This is a genomic window from Rickettsiales bacterium (assembly GCA_035765535.1).
Classification (GTDB): Bacteria; Pseudomonadota; Alphaproteobacteria; order Rickettsiales; family JABCZZ01; genus JABCZZ01.
Window position 1 is genome coordinate 264,771 of record DASTXE010000004.1, and the last position, 12,984, is coordinate 277,754.

The following is a 12,984-nucleotide window of genomic DNA, read 5'->3' on the forward strand; positions in this document are numbered from 1 at the left end:
ATGCTACGACCCGAAAAACAATGCAGTGAGGAAATAATTGGCGAAGAAGATTAGGATCGAGGCCGAGACCACCGCATTCGTGGTCGCCGTACCCACGCCCTGCGCGCCGCCTTTGGAATGATAGCCGTGATAGCAGCCCATGAGCGCAATAATGAAACCGAACGCCGCCGCTTTCACAAGGCCGGAAACAACGTCAATACGCTTCAAAAAGTCGAACGTGCTGATGAGGTACGGCACCGGCGAAAAGCCAAGCTTATGAATGCTCACCAGATAGCCGCCGAACACGCCGATAATATCCGCAATCACCACCAGGCAAGGCAGCATGAGCACACCGGCCAGCAGGCGCGGAAACACCAGGTATTTCTGCGGGCTGGTGGAAAGCGTCGTGAGCGCGTCAATCTGCTCGGTCACGCGCATCGTGCCGATCTCGGCAGCGAACGCTGCGCCGATACGCCCTGCCACCATCAGGCCCGAAAGCACCGGACCGAGTTCACGCGTAATGGAAAGCACGACGACCGTCGCAATGGAGCTTTCCGCATTGAATCGGGAAAAACCGGAATAGCTTTGCAGCGCCAGCACGGCCCCCGTAAACACGGCGGTCAGACCGATAACGGGCAGCGAGAAATAGCCTATATCAATCATCTGGCGCAGAATCTGGCGCGGGTAATAAGGTGGACGGATACCGGTGATAATCGCTTCGATGGCAAAAATGGCAAGCCTTCCGACGGAAGCGAGGAAAGCAAGAAACACCCTTCCTATGCTGGCAAGAAAATTCATATAAAACCTTTGAAATGCTCGGGAAAGATTACCGATTGCACGCACCGGGTCAAGAGGAAAAGGGCCTAAAGCTTAAAGCCCTTTACAAACCAGTGCAGGCAACGAAGCCAGCAGGCTGAGCACTTTAGTCGCCGAAGACGTCAGACTCATTGCGAAGGCCAGAAGGCCGAAACAGGAGCGATTCAACCTAATCCTATCATGGGTACGCGGAGGAGTCCTATACGACGACCCCGCGAAGCGAGGGGGAGCATAAGCGTGGGGGAGAATCCCCCACATAATAATTACTCTACATCAGTAGTCGTAATCTCCGGCTTTTTGAAAATTCGCACCATCTTGATCATGCGCGGGTCGGCGGAAAGAATCTCGAAACGCACCCCGTCGCGGTATTCGATGACTTCCCCGTCAATCGGCACATGCGCAAGCTTATAGAAAATCAGACCGCCCAGCGTGTCGTAATCCGCATTTTCGTCTTCCTCATGCAAAGAAAGGCCAAGCGCCTGCTCCAGCGCCTCGATACGCGCGCGCGCATCGACATCGCAGAAACCTTCCGCATTCCAGGTCAGTTGCGCCAGCACATCATCTTCATCGTGCTCGTCCTGAATGTCCCCGACAATCTCTTCGAAAATATCCTCGAGCGTCACAAGCCCGTCCGTGCCGCCATATTCATCCACAACAATCGCAATATGTACGCTTTCCGCACGCATCTTGAGCAACAGGTCGGTGAGCTTCATCGAGGGCGGTACGAACAGCACGTCACGCAGCACGAACGCCATATTGAATACGCCGTCACCCGCAAATAACGGGATCAGGTCCTTCACATGGATGAAGCCCTTAATATTGTCGAGCGTGTCGTTATAAACCGGCACGCGCGTATGAAAGTTCTGGACCAGATGTTCTTTCAGGTCCGCAAGCGAAATATTGCATTCCACAGCTTTAATATCGGAACGCGGGGTCATGATGTCGCTGACTTCCAGCACGCCGAAATTCAGCACTTTCTTAAGCATTTTCTGCTCTTCGTCGCGCAGTTCTTCCACGCCTTCTTCTTCATGCTCCTCGAGGACTTCCTCGATCGCTTCCTTCAGCGATGCGTCCGCATTCCTTCCGCTGATGTTGGCGCGCAGCCACAGCCGGAAACGCCTGCTGAGACTTTCCTGGTCGGGTTCGGAATGCCGGGGTTTACGTGCTTCCTGTGCCATAGGATTATGCTACCTCATAAGGGTTGGAAAAACCAAGTTTTGCGAGCATGGCAATCTCTTGTGCCTCCATACGCGCGGCGTCTTTGTCATTTTCGTGGTCATGGCCGAGCAGATGCAGCACCCCATGCACAACCAGATGCGCGCAATGCGCGCGGAAACTCTTCTTCTGTTCTTTCGCTTCGCGCTTGAGCGTTTCAAACGCAAGCACGATATCGCCCAACTCTTCACCCTCGCCGGGGAAAGACAATACATTCGTCGGCTTGTCCTTACCGCGATACTGATGATTCAGTCCCTGTACGAATGCATCATCCGCCAGAACGACTGAAAGCACGCCGCTTTTTTTGCCCAACGCTTCACGGCACCACAACTCGATCTGCCACTTATAACCCGGCACCGCGCGCGACCACTCACCGCTTATGCGCTGGATATTAATCTCAGCAGCAGGTGAAGTTGCTTGCCTGCGTCCCGCAGGCTTCTTACTACTACCGTCAGGCATGGCCGTTACGCTTTTTCTTTTCCCACTCGTCATAGGCCTGCACAATCTTGGCGGCCAGCGTGTGGCGCACAACATCGCCCTCGCCGAAGCGGATGCATTTGATGCCCTCGATATGCTCGACCTTCTTGACTGCATCTGCGAGGCCGGATTTCACATCCCTCGGCAGGTCGGTCTGGGAAAGGTCGCCCGTGATGATCATGCGGGAGTTTTCGCCAAGACGGGTCAGGAACATTTTCATCTGGGTCGGCGTGGTGTTCTGTGCTTCGTCCAGGATGATGCAGGCATTGGCGAGCGTACGGCCACGCATAAAGGCAAGCGGCGCGATTTCGATTTCGCCGTTTTCCACATGGCGCGCCACACGTTCTGCAGGCATTGTGTCATACAGTGCATCGTAAAGCGGACGCAGATACGGGTCGATCTTTTCTTTCAGGTCACCGGGCAGGAAGCCAAGTTTTTCCCCCGCTTCCACCGCCGGCCGCGAAAGAATGATGCGGTCGATGCGGTTATTGAGAAACAGCGACACGGCATGCGCCACCGCCAGATACGTCTTGCCCGTGCCTGCAGGCCCAAGCGCGAAGACCATGTCATGCTTCTGCAGCGCGTCAATATATTCGACCTGCTTCTGCGAGTAAGGGTTGATCGTCTTTTTCTGCGTCTTGATGAAAATATCCGTACTGATTGGCACACGCTTGCTGTTTTTTGCAGGAACCGACATGCGGATGGCGGCATCCACTTCAGCCGAACCTACTTCCAGCCCGTTCTCAAGTTTGCTGTAGATGGACATAATTACATCCTGCGCTTTCTGGACGGCAGCGGGAGCGCCGGAGAAAGAAAGCATATTGCCGCGCGATGTTGCCACAACGCCGAAGCTTTTTTCGAGCTTTACCAGGTTCTTATCGTCTTCACCGTACAGGGTCGGCAACAAAGCGTTGTTAGCGAACTGCATGCTGACGGTTTCGGTTTTACTATTATTATCCAACGCGTTGCCTTTCTTCTGGGTTTCCGATAATGCCGGTCAGGCTGTTCTGATGCCCTTCCGTGATAGTCACTTCTACGATACTGTCCACATGTACTTCCGCATCCTGTACATGGACGGACTGCATATAAGGGCTTTTGCCAAGCAGCTGCCCTTCAAACTTACCCTTGCGGTCGAGCAGCACTTTCATGCTCTTGCCGACACTCGCCTTGTTAAAAGCCGTCTGCTGGCGAACAAGCAGTGCCTGCAATTGCTGGAGGCGCTCATTCTTCACTTCCTGCGGCACCTGATTCTCATCGGCGGCAGCGGGCGTGCCGGGGCGTGGGCTATACGCAAAGGAATAGGCCTGTGCATAACCGACCGTTTCCACAAGCCGCAGCGTCGCCGCGAAATCCAGATCAGTTTCACCCGGGAAACCGACAATGAAATCCGACGAAAGCGCAATATCAGGGCGCACCTTACGCAGTTTCTCTATGATATTCAGGTAAAAATCCGCCTGATGCCTGCGGTTCATCTTGGAAAGGGTATTGTTGGAACCGGACTGGATCGGCAGATGCAGATACGGCATGAGCTCTTCCACTTCACCATGCGCGGCAATCAACTCATCATCCATGTCACGCGGATGCGAGGTCGTGTAACGGATGCGCTCGATACCGTCCACATTTGCAATTTCGCGGATAAGCTTCGCAAGCGTCCAGTCGCTGCCATCCGGGCCAGTACCATGGTAAGCATTTACATTCTGACCGAGCAGCGTCACTTCCATCACACCGCGCTCGGCAAGATTGCGAACTTCCGTCATCACATCGCCCGCCTTGCGGGAGAGCTCCGCCCCGCGTGTATACGGCACCACGCAGAATGTGCAGAATTTATCGCAGCCTTCCTGCACCGTCACAAACTCGGCTTTGCCGAAGGTGCTACCGGGGGCAGAAGATTGCTCCAGCAGAAAATCGAATTTTGGCTCGGGAGAAAAATCAAGGCTCGCTTCGGGACGCTCTCCGCGCAATGCCCTTGTGACCAGATCCGGCAGTGTATGATAGCTCTGCGAGCCGAACACCATATCCACATACGGCGCACGGCGCGTGATTTCATCGCCTTCCGCCTGGCCGACACAGCCGCCCACCGCGATCAGCATCTTGCCACCACCCGCTTTTTCCTTTTCTGCCCGCAACTTACGCATACGCCCAAGGTCGGAATACACCTTGTCTTCAGCTTTTTCGCGAATATGGCAGGTATTAAGCACCACCAGATCGGCCTCATCCGGCGTATCGCACGCCGTATAGCCGTGCGGGGCCATCAAATCCGCCATACGATCGGAATCGTAGACGTTCATTTGACAACCATAGGTTTTAATGTAAAGCTTCTTACTCATATATTTACGCGTATAATATAGTGTTTCCTATAGAATTTACAGTATTTTTTACGATCCTGCAGAAATCGCCCAGATTTAGCAGGTCGCTCATAATCTTAATTGCCTTGGGCTGCAATGCATTTATATTTTGATTACTATGGATAACCCTTAATATGATACAATTGCAGGCAAAGAACTATATATTCACCCTCTGCTAGAAGATGAGTCTCGATTTATGACAACCCTTATAGAAAAGCCTATTCCCATTAATAGCCAGTTTATCCTGACAGAGTTTGCGGCAAGGGATGAAGCGGAACTCCTGAGGATTGCAAAAATGCCGGGTTTTGTTTACTCCGGGCTTAACGCGTATTCCGCAGCAGATGGCAGCAGGATGTCGGTTGAAGATAATGTACATACATATTTGCATGATGAAGCTCTGCTGGCCCAAACACAGGAACCTCGGCGTACAATGTATCTGGCGATTCGCGAGCGGGCTTCCGGAAAAGTTGTAGGAGCTATTGAGTTTATGGGAGGAGAGCATGAAAGAGATGGCCAGGCAGAATTGGCCTATTTTATTTCCCCGGAACATCAGGGAAAAGGATTGGCCACTCTTGCAGGCGCCATTGCTATAGAAAAAGCGCTTAAGATGGGTATAAAGCCCTTATGGTCCGAAGCGCATCCGGATAATATCGCCAGCCGCAAGGTACTGGAGAAACTCGGATATGAGCTAAAAGAAGATGCTCAGTTAGGGCGAGGAGGCATTATTGGCGCAGACGGGCAATTGCGCGGTTATACAGAAGCGGATGGTTCACCCGGCAGGCGCGTGCAATACGTCACAACGGAAGAAAGGCTGCTACAGCATATTCAGGCAATACAACAGGAAGCTGCTGCAAAAGGCCGGAGTGGCAGATAATTTTATTCTATTGGTGTTTCGCCAATAATAGAATAACGATTACTCTTTTGCTCCTTCAGAAACAGCACGCACCTCGGTAATCACCTTCCACATGGCGCGCAGTAATTCCTCAACGCCCATGCCCGCCGCAGCAGAAATCGCATGGACAGGTTTGCCGCTCGCCTTCTTCAGCGCTTTAACCTTCTCTTTAATATCTTCCGGCGTCAGGGCGTCGCATTTATTAAGCGCGACAATCTCCTGTTTTCCCGCAAGCTTATCACTATATTCACTGATTTCATTGCGGATCGTCTCGTAAGCTTCCACCACATCATCCCGTGTGCCGTCGATCAGGTGCAGCAACACGCCGCAGCGTTCCACATGCGCCAAGAACTTGAGCCCCAGCCCCACGCCCATATGCGCGCCTTCGATCAGCCCCGGAATATCCGCGAGCACGAACTCGTGCCCGTCAATATAGACAACGCCAAGCTGCGGCGTGAGCGTGGTGAACGGGTAATCTGCAATCTTCGGCTTCGCGCGCGAAACCGCGGCAAGAAACGTGGATTTTCCGGCGTTGGGCATGCCCAGCAACCCGGCATCGGAAAAGAGCTTAAGGCGCAACCAGATCCACATTTCTTCACCCGGCTCTCCCGGCTGTGCATGCTTAGGTGCCTGATTTATCGAGCTTTTGAAATGCGCATTACCCATACCGCCGCGCCCGCCCTTGAGCAGCACCATACGCTGCCCCACCTGGGTCATATCCGCAAGCACGGTTTCCTTGTCGTCCGCCAGTATTTCCGTGCCCGCTGGCACTTTCAGCACCAGATCCTCTGACGCCTGCCCGCTACGCTGTGCGCCTTTGCCCTGCTCGCCTTTCTTGGCCTTGAAATGCTGCTGGTAGCGGTAGTCGATCAGCGTGTTAAGCGCATCGGCAACCTCAATAATAATACTTCCGCCACGCCCGCCATTGCCGCCGTCCGGCCCGCCATATTCGATAAATTTCTCACGCCGGAAGCTGACGGCTCCCGCCCCGCCATCACCGCTGCGAACATAAATCTTGGCTTCATCGAGAAATTTCATACAAATTCATTAATAATCTTAAGGATTGTGGCGTTATATACACATAATTGCGTTTATTCAAAAACTTTAATTTGCAAACAGCGGCCTAAACCCCACGTTGCGGAAAAGGATCTGCAGGTGATACGCGCACCGAAGAATATCCAAGGGCTTGTTTCAACTCGTATAATTTTTCTTTCAGTGTCGCCTCATCGACGCGCATATTTTGCCGCAGCCGTTGCCCTCCTTCCAGATCCGTATAACTGGTACTGGGATAAGGAGTCCCTTCCTGTGTAAAACCAAAGCGGTCCAGCATTCTGATGCTGGGAGCATTATCCGGGTCAACCGTTGCCCTCAACGTTTTAACACCCAGCTTCGTCATGGCATAGTCTACTGCTTTCACCACACCACGTAGCGCGGCGCCTGTCCCCTGAAGCTCTGTTGCCACCCCATAACCAAGCTCCGCATCTCCGTCTTTATTAAGATCGACCACTTCAACCATACCCATAAAACGTTTTTCGCCTCTTTGCTCGCGAACCGCAAAAATATAACCGGTGCGGGGAGTAATCTGCTGATTCCGAACCACCTCATCCCGAAGAAATTCATCGATGCTTTCTTCTGCGGGCATACGTCTTCCATCCGCGCCCAATTTGCCATTTAATATAGGGTATAAATAGCCCGGCGCATTGACTATCTCAAGGATTCTGCCCTTATCTGAGGGATAGACCTCCGTTAATTCCAGCTCGTCATTAAGGGGGATAGAGGGAATTTTCATAAGATTATTTTCTTTTTGATTATAAAAATTATCCCCTTATATAGTAATTCGCTGTATTTAGGTAGTGTATTGGGACAGGAAGCGAGCCAGTAGGCAAGCCTCTTCAGTCGCCGAAGGCGTTAGGTTCATCGCGAAGGCCAGTAGGCCGGAACGGAAATGATTAAAGGAAATGGGGGCAAAGAAGCGAGCCAGTAGGCGAGCCTCTTCAGTCACCGAAGTGTCAGGCTCATCGCGCAGGCCAGCAGGCCGAAGCGGGAGCAATTAAAAAAAGGAACAAAAAATGAGCGACAATAGCTTTGACGTAGTGATTATCGGCGGCGGGCCGGGTGGTTATGTAGCGGCGATCCGTTCGGCGCAGCTCGGCATGAAGACGGCCGTAGTGGAACGCGAGCATCTGGGCGGCATCTGCCTTAACTGGGGCTGCATCCCAACCAAGGCGCTGCTACGCTCTTCGGAAGTCGGCCACCTGCTGAATCACGCCGCAGATTACGGCTTCAGCGTCGGCAAAGTGTCGTTCGACCTCGAAGCGGTGGTCAAGCGCTCCCGCGGAGTTGCCGCTCAATTATCGAACGGTGTCAAAGGCTTGCTCAAGAAGAACAAAGTTACCGTATTCGACGCTTACGGCAAACTCGCCGGCAAAGGCAAAGTGGCGCTGGAGAAAGACGGCAACAAAACCGGCGAACTGACTGCAAAGCACATTATTCTGGCAACCGGCGCACGCGCACGCACCCTGCCGGGCTTAGAGCCGGACGGCAAGCTCGTCTGGACCTATAAAGAAGCCATGGTGCCGGATGTGATGCCGAAATCCCTGCTCGTGGTCGGCTCCGGCGCGATCGGTATCGAGTTCGCCAGCTTCTATCGTAACATGGGCGCGGAAGTGACCGTTGTGGAAGTGATGGACCGCATCCTGCCCGTGGAAGATGAAGATATTTCCAAGATCGCCCACAAGCAGTTCGAAAAGCAGGGCATGAAGATCATGACCAAAGCGACCGTAAAGGCGCTGAAGAAGGGCAAGAACAATGTCACCGCTACGGTGGAAGTGGACGGCAAGAGCTCCGACATCACTGTAGACCGCGTGATCCTAGCGGTCGGCATCGTGGGCAACACGGAAAATCTCGGGCTGGAAGGCACGAAGGTAAAAGTGGAAAAGACGCATATCGTGGTCGATAAATGGTGCGCGACCGGTGAGCCGGGCGTGTACGCAATCGGTGACCTCGTCGGTGCGCCATGGCTTGCACACAAGGCGTCGCATGAAGGCGTGATCTGCGTGGAAAAGATCGCAGGCCAGAAAGATGTCCATCCGCTCAACACGAAAAACATCCCGGGCTGCACTTACTGCATGCCGCAGGTGGCAAGTGTCGGCCTGACCGAAAAAGCCGCCAAGGACGCTGGTTATCAGGTGAAAGTGGGTAAGTTCCCGTTCATCGGCAACGGCAAGGCAATCGCACTGGGCGAACCGGATGGGCTTGTCAAAACCGTATTCGATGCGAAAACAGGCGAACTGCTCGGTGCGCATATGGTCGGCGCGGAAGTGACGGAAATGATTCAGGGCTACGTGGTCGCCAAGACCATGGAAGGCACGGAAGCCGATCTCATGCACACAGTCTTCCCGCACCCGACCATCTCCGAAGCAATGCACGAATCCGTGCTGGACGCTTACGGCAAAGTGATCCACATGTAATCAAAGAGGAGCCTCGTGAAAGCGAGGCTCCTTTCTTTTCCTCCTCATACGATTTTAAGAAAAACCACTTGTTGTTACAGGTGGTTTTTTACTGGCAATTTCATATAACTGGTCCATAATGCGGGGTGAATCCCGAAGCCTGCGAACATTAGCAGCGCGCATCAGGCAATATAATGCAAACATCCGATACAGATTCTCATCACGATGCCGCCTCCCGTGAAACCGCTCCTACACGCGGCAAGCTGAAGATATTCTTCGGTGCTTGTGCGGGCGTGGGCAAGACTTATGCCATGCTATCCGCGGGCCATCAGCGCCTGCGCGAAGGGGTGGACGTGCTGGCAAGCATGGTTGAGACGCACGGTCGCCCGGAACTCATCAAGCTGCTCGAAGGCATGCCGATGATTCCGTCGCTGGAACGCGAATATATGAACGTGACGCAACAGGAGTTCGACCTGGACGTGGCGCTGCTGCGCAAACCCGCCGTTCTGCTGCTGGATGAGCTGGCGCATGCGAATATGTATGGCGCGCGCCACCTGAAGCGCTGGAGCGATATTGAAGAATTACTGGATGCCGGTATCGACGTTTACAGCACCCTGAGCGTTCAGCATCTGGAAAGCCTGAACGATCTGGTGGCAAGCACCACAGGCGTATGGGAAAAGGAAACCGTACCGGATTCCATCTTCGATAAGGCGGAAGATATCGTCCTGATCGATATCAATGCGGATGAGCTTCTGAAGCGGTTGGAGGAAGGCAAGGTGCATGTGAGTGCGCTTGCAGCCAAGAATAACTTCTTCAAGAAGAGCAATGTCATCGCGCTGCGCGAACTGGCCCTGCACCGCACCGCAGAGCGTGTGGATGCGCAGATGGATGCCTATAAGAGCCGCGAGGGGCTGAAAGACATCGTTCCCGTGGCCGACAAAGTCATCGTCTGCATTGGCCACGACCACCTCTCGGAAAAGCTGATTCGTTCCGCCAAGCGCATGGCGGCATCGCTCCGCGCCCCCTGGACAGCCGTTTATGTGGAAAATGCCCGCCATTACCGTCTGAGCGACGAAGGCAAAAAAGCCGTGGAAAACCACCTTCGCATGGCGGAACGCCTGGGCGGTAAGACGCTGATCCTGCAAGGCACGAACGCCGTGGATGAAATCATTACCTATGCGCTTGAGAATGGCATTACGAAAATCGTGATCGGCAAGACGGGACGCTCGCGCTGGCATGACTTCATCGTCGGCTCGCTTGCCGACAAGGTGATCCAGCGCAGCGGCTATATCGACGTCTATGTCGTGACAGGTGAAGCGCCGGAAGAAAGCGGACTGCGCAGCACGAGCGACCTGCTGGAATTCAAGCCCAAGCTCTATACGCAGAGCCTGGCGATCTTTGCCGCCTGCACGGCACTGGGCATTCTCCTGCGCCCCTATATTCCCCTCGAAGACCAGATGGTCATTTATCTGATCGGCAATATATTGGTTTCGGCAGGGCTGGGGCGCGGCCCCTCTATTTTATATGCTATCTTAAGCGCATTTTTCTTCGATTTCTTTTTCACGCGCTCTTTCGAGATAGACCTCACAAGCCAGACCCTGTGGATGACCATGATCGTCATGCTGGTCACAAGCCTTGTCATCAACTCTTATGCTTCCCGCCTGCGCCTGCAGGCTAAATTTGCGCGCAAACGTGAGCGTAACACGCAGCTTCTTTATGCCTTTGCGCGTGAAATTGCCGTAACGCGCGGTTATGAAGGCATCAGCGAAGTCACCGCAAGGCATATCGACGATATGATCGGCGCGGAGATTCTCGTGGCGCTGCCCGACAGGGACCGCCATCTCCAGCTTATCCGCGGTGAGTTGCAGCAGCGTGACGAGATCAAGGAAGCCGGATTGATGCAATGGTGTTTCGACAACGCCAAAATCGCAGGACTGGGAACGGATACGATGCCGAGCGCTGAAACGCTCTACGTTCCGCTATTCACCTCTGAAAAGAAACTTGGCGTACTGGGCCTTACCCCTAAGGGAGCGGATAAGAAATTCACCCCTGAACAGGTTTCGCTGGCGGAAACCTTTGCAAGCCTGCTTGCTTCAGCCGTCGAGCGCGTGAATACCTCTGTGGAAGCAGAGCGCCTGAGTGTGGATGCTGAAAGCGAAAAATTGCGCAATATGCTGCTGAACTCCGTTTCGCACGATCTGCGCTCTCCGCTGGCTTCTATCACGGAAGCCTCCGGCGCCATTATCATGGATGAGGGCAAGCTTGCGCGCGAGGAAATACGCGACCTTGCAGGCTCCATCAATCAGGAGGCAAGCCGCCTTTCACGCATCATTACAAACCTACTGGACGTCATGAGCCTGGAATCCGGCTCACTGCATCTGGACAAACAGCCCCACTCGGTTGAGGCCATGGTAAAGGCAACGCTGGAACGCCTTGCCAGCGTGCTTACGCAGCATCAGGTCGAACTCCATGCCGATCCGGATCTCCCGATGGTGGTGGTCGATGCCGGAATGATCGAACAGGTGATAGGCAACCTGCTCGAGAACGCCGTGAAATATACACCGCTGGAGAGCAAAATCGAAATCAGGATCGGTAAAGTCGAAAACGATATTCTGGTGAGTATTGAGGATAACGGCCCCGGCATTCCGCTCAATGATGAGAGACGCATCTTTGATAAATTCTACACGGCAAGCCGCACGAGTGCTGGAAAGGGTACAGGGCTCGGCCTGGCCATCTGCCAGGGTATCATCGCCGCCCATAAAGGCCGCATCTGGGCCGAAAATCGCTCCGAAGGCGGCGCCGTCTTCAACTTTACATTGCCCATCCCGCGTTAACTAAAACTCCAAGAATATAAAATTGCGAATCCCTCAACATGCCCCCCGGAGGAGCGTAAGCGACGACTAGCCGCATTGGGCGGTGCAGCCCGCGCGGCGCCAAGGCGCGAAAGCGCCTGAACGCAATTAAATAAACTCTTCAAACATAAAGGGCGGAAGAATGCTCCCGCCCTTTACTGTAATTCACAACCAACAATGATAATATTAATCCTGTATCTGCACCTCCCTTATTCTGGGTTTCTGGGGTTGAACACTCCGACGGACCGGTGCAGGGCGGAAACTGCGGGGCCGCAGCAATGCTTTCGCCGGCACAATCGTTTGGCCGGGTTCGTCACCGATATAGCCGGACACTTCCTGGATATTCTCTGCCATAAGCTTCTCCTAGAAATCGATTTTGCCTATGCGCCCGTTGAAGCGCAGCGTGACTATTGCGCGCCTTAACATAAGAAAGCCATTGTTCGATAAGGATAAAGCGTAATGAGGATATAAGTCTTAAGATTTCTCAATAATATATAGAAACAGCATTCCGCTAATGCGGTGATATTCCGAAGATCTTTTCCACCCACAAAAAGGGAAGCGTTGCTAATACATGGAATTTCTATGGGAGCAAGACATAGTGGGCGTTAGTGTCTAATGTGTATATTTCCATGAAGAAAGTGCGGTCAGGAAGATAGATAATGCAGTCCATAAGGCAGCTTTTCTATTAAGTTCACACACCTCCTTTGAGGCCACAATAATAGATTCAATATCCACCTGATTTCTCATTGTATGTAATTCATGCGCATCGGAGATGGAAGCTGTTGTAGGAATTGATGGTTTTATCTTAATACGGCTGGCTTTTAGCCACAGCCAGGCAGCCCATATGCCGAAAATCGCAGCCAATATAGAAACTATATTCGAAATTATATTCATATTTTCCCCTATAATCGCCGCTCGCGTTCGCCTTTATAAGACACTATGGACAACTCCCGCAACTG

At 53.2% G+C, this 12,984-nt stretch carries 12 protein-coding genes; 3 read left to right on the forward strand and 9 right to left on the reverse strand.

Features of this window, described 5'->3' with window-relative positions:
• Positions 1-3: 3 nt before the first annotated feature.
• The 5 genes from VFT64_07155 to miaB form a co-directional block, all read right to left on the reverse strand.
• Complete coding sequence (locus tag VFT64_07155; protein HEU5047602.1) at positions 4-777, reverse strand: ABC transporter permease; 774 nt, start codon at positions 775-777, stop codon at positions 4-6.
• A 281-nt stretch (positions 778-1,058) separates the two neighbouring features.
• The gene (locus VFT64_07160; GenBank protein ID HEU5047603.1) at positions 1,059-1,973 is read right to left on the reverse strand and encodes a hemolysin family protein; all 915 of its coding nucleotides are present in this window, start codon (positions 1,971-1,973) and stop codon (positions 1,059-1,061) included.
• Between the two features lie 4 nt (positions 1,974-1,977).
• Complete coding sequence (gene ybeY, locus VFT64_07165; GenBank protein HEU5047604.1) at positions 1,978-2,469, reverse strand: rRNA maturation RNase YbeY; 492 nt, start codon at positions 2,467-2,469, stop codon at positions 1,978-1,980.
• Entirely contained in the window at positions 2,462-3,448 is a 987-nt protein-coding gene (locus VFT64_07170) for a PhoH family protein (protein ID HEU5047605.1), read from the reverse strand. The genes ybeY and VFT64_07170 overlap by 8 nt, the downstream gene beginning before the upstream one ends.
• Complete coding sequence (gene miaB, locus VFT64_07175; GenBank protein HEU5047606.1) at positions 3,441-4,814, reverse strand: tRNA (N6-isopentenyl adenosine(37)-C2)-methylthiotransferase MiaB; 1,374 nt, start codon at positions 4,812-4,814, stop codon at positions 3,441-3,443. Before miaB ends, VFT64_07170 begins: the two co-directional genes overlap by 8 nt.
• Positions 4,815-5,028: 214 nt before the next feature.
• Here miaB and VFT64_07180 point away from each other — a divergent pair, with 214 nt between their 5' ends.
• Complete coding sequence (locus VFT64_07180) at positions 5,029-5,706, forward strand: GNAT family N-acetyltransferase (GenBank protein ID HEU5047607.1); 678 nt, start codon at positions 5,029-5,031, stop codon at positions 5,704-5,706.
• Positions 5,707-5,745: 39 nt separating this feature from the next.
• Here the strand turns inward: VFT64_07180 and obgE are convergent, their stop codons facing one another.
• Both obgE and VFT64_07190 read right to left on the reverse strand, forming a co-directional pair.
• Positions 5,746-6,762, reverse strand: a complete 1,017-nt coding sequence (gene obgE, locus VFT64_07185) for a GTPase ObgE (GenBank protein HEU5047608.1) — start codon at positions 6,760-6,762, stop codon at positions 5,746-5,748.
• An 85-nt stretch (positions 6,763-6,847) separates the two neighbouring features.
• Entirely contained in the window at positions 6,848-7,513 is a 666-nt protein-coding gene (locus VFT64_07190; GenBank protein ID HEU5047609.1) for a GNAT family N-acetyltransferase, read from the reverse strand.
• Between the two features lie 280 nt (positions 7,514-7,793).
• Here VFT64_07190 and lpdA point away from each other — a divergent pair, with 280 nt between their 5' ends.
• On the forward strand, positions 7,794-9,194 hold the full coding sequence (gene lpdA / locus VFT64_07195; GenBank protein HEU5047610.1) for a dihydrolipoyl dehydrogenase: 1,401 nt from the start codon (positions 7,794-7,796) through the stop codon (positions 9,192-9,194).
• A gap of 173 nt (positions 9,195-9,367) precedes the next feature.
• Positions 9,368-12,007: a sensor histidine kinase KdpD gene (locus VFT64_07200; GenBank protein ID HEU5047611.1), complete on the forward strand. Its 2,640-nt coding sequence runs from the start codon at positions 9,368-9,370 to the stop codon at positions 12,005-12,007.
• A 204-nt stretch (positions 12,008-12,211) separates the two neighbouring features.
• On the opposite strand, the gene VFT64_07205 is transcribed toward VFT64_07200, so the two are convergent.
• A complete protein-coding gene (locus VFT64_07205; protein ID HEU5047612.1) occupies positions 12,212-12,379 on the reverse strand; it encodes a hypothetical protein in 168 nt (55 codons plus the stop codon).
• 258 nt (positions 12,380-12,637) lie between these two features.
• Positions 12,638-12,919 (reverse strand): hypothetical protein, encoded by a 282-nt coding sequence (locus tag VFT64_07210; protein ID HEU5047613.1) that lies wholly within the window; start codon positions 12,917-12,919, stop codon positions 12,638-12,640.
• Positions 12,920-12,984 lie beyond the last annotated feature (65 nt).

Coding starts and splice junctions, on each gene's coding strand:
- VFT64_07155 (HEU5047602.1), bottom strand. CDS start 777: ATGAATTTTCTTGCCAGCATAGGAAGGGTGTTTCTTGCTTTCCTCGCT.
- VFT64_07160 (HEU5047603.1), bottom strand. CDS start 1,973: ATGGCACAGGAAGCACGTAAACCCCGGCATTCCGAACCCGACCAGGAA.
- ybeY (HEU5047604.1), bottom strand. CDS start 2,469: ATGCCTGACGGTAGTAGTAAGAAGCCTGCGGGACGCAGGCAAGCAACT.
- miaB (HEU5047606.1), bottom strand. CDS start 4,814: ATGAGTAAGAAGCTTTACATTAAAACCTATGGTTGTCAAATGAACGTC.
- VFT64_07180 (HEU5047607.1), top strand. CDS start 5,029: ATGACAACCCTTATAGAAAAGCCTATTCCCATTAATAGCCAGTTTATC.
- obgE (HEU5047608.1), bottom strand. CDS start 6,762: ATGAAATTTCTCGATGAAGCCAAGATTTATGTTCGCAGCGGTGATGGC.
- VFT64_07190 (HEU5047609.1), bottom strand. CDS start 7,513: ATGAAAATTCCCTCTATCCCCCTTAATGACGAGCTGGAATTAACGGAG.
- lpdA (HEU5047610.1), top strand. CDS start 7,794: ATGAGCGACAATAGCTTTGACGTAGTGATTATCGGCGGCGGGCCGGGT.
- VFT64_07200 (HEU5047611.1), top strand. CDS start 9,368: ATGCAAACATCCGATACAGATTCTCATCACGATGCCGCCTCCCGTGAA.
- VFT64_07205 (HEU5047612.1), bottom strand. CDS start 12,379: ATGGCAGAGAATATCCAGGAAGTGTCCGGCTATATCGGTGACGAACCC.
- VFT64_07210 (HEU5047613.1), bottom strand. CDS start 12,919: ATGAATATAATTTCGAATATAGTTTCTATATTGGCTGCGATTTTCGGC.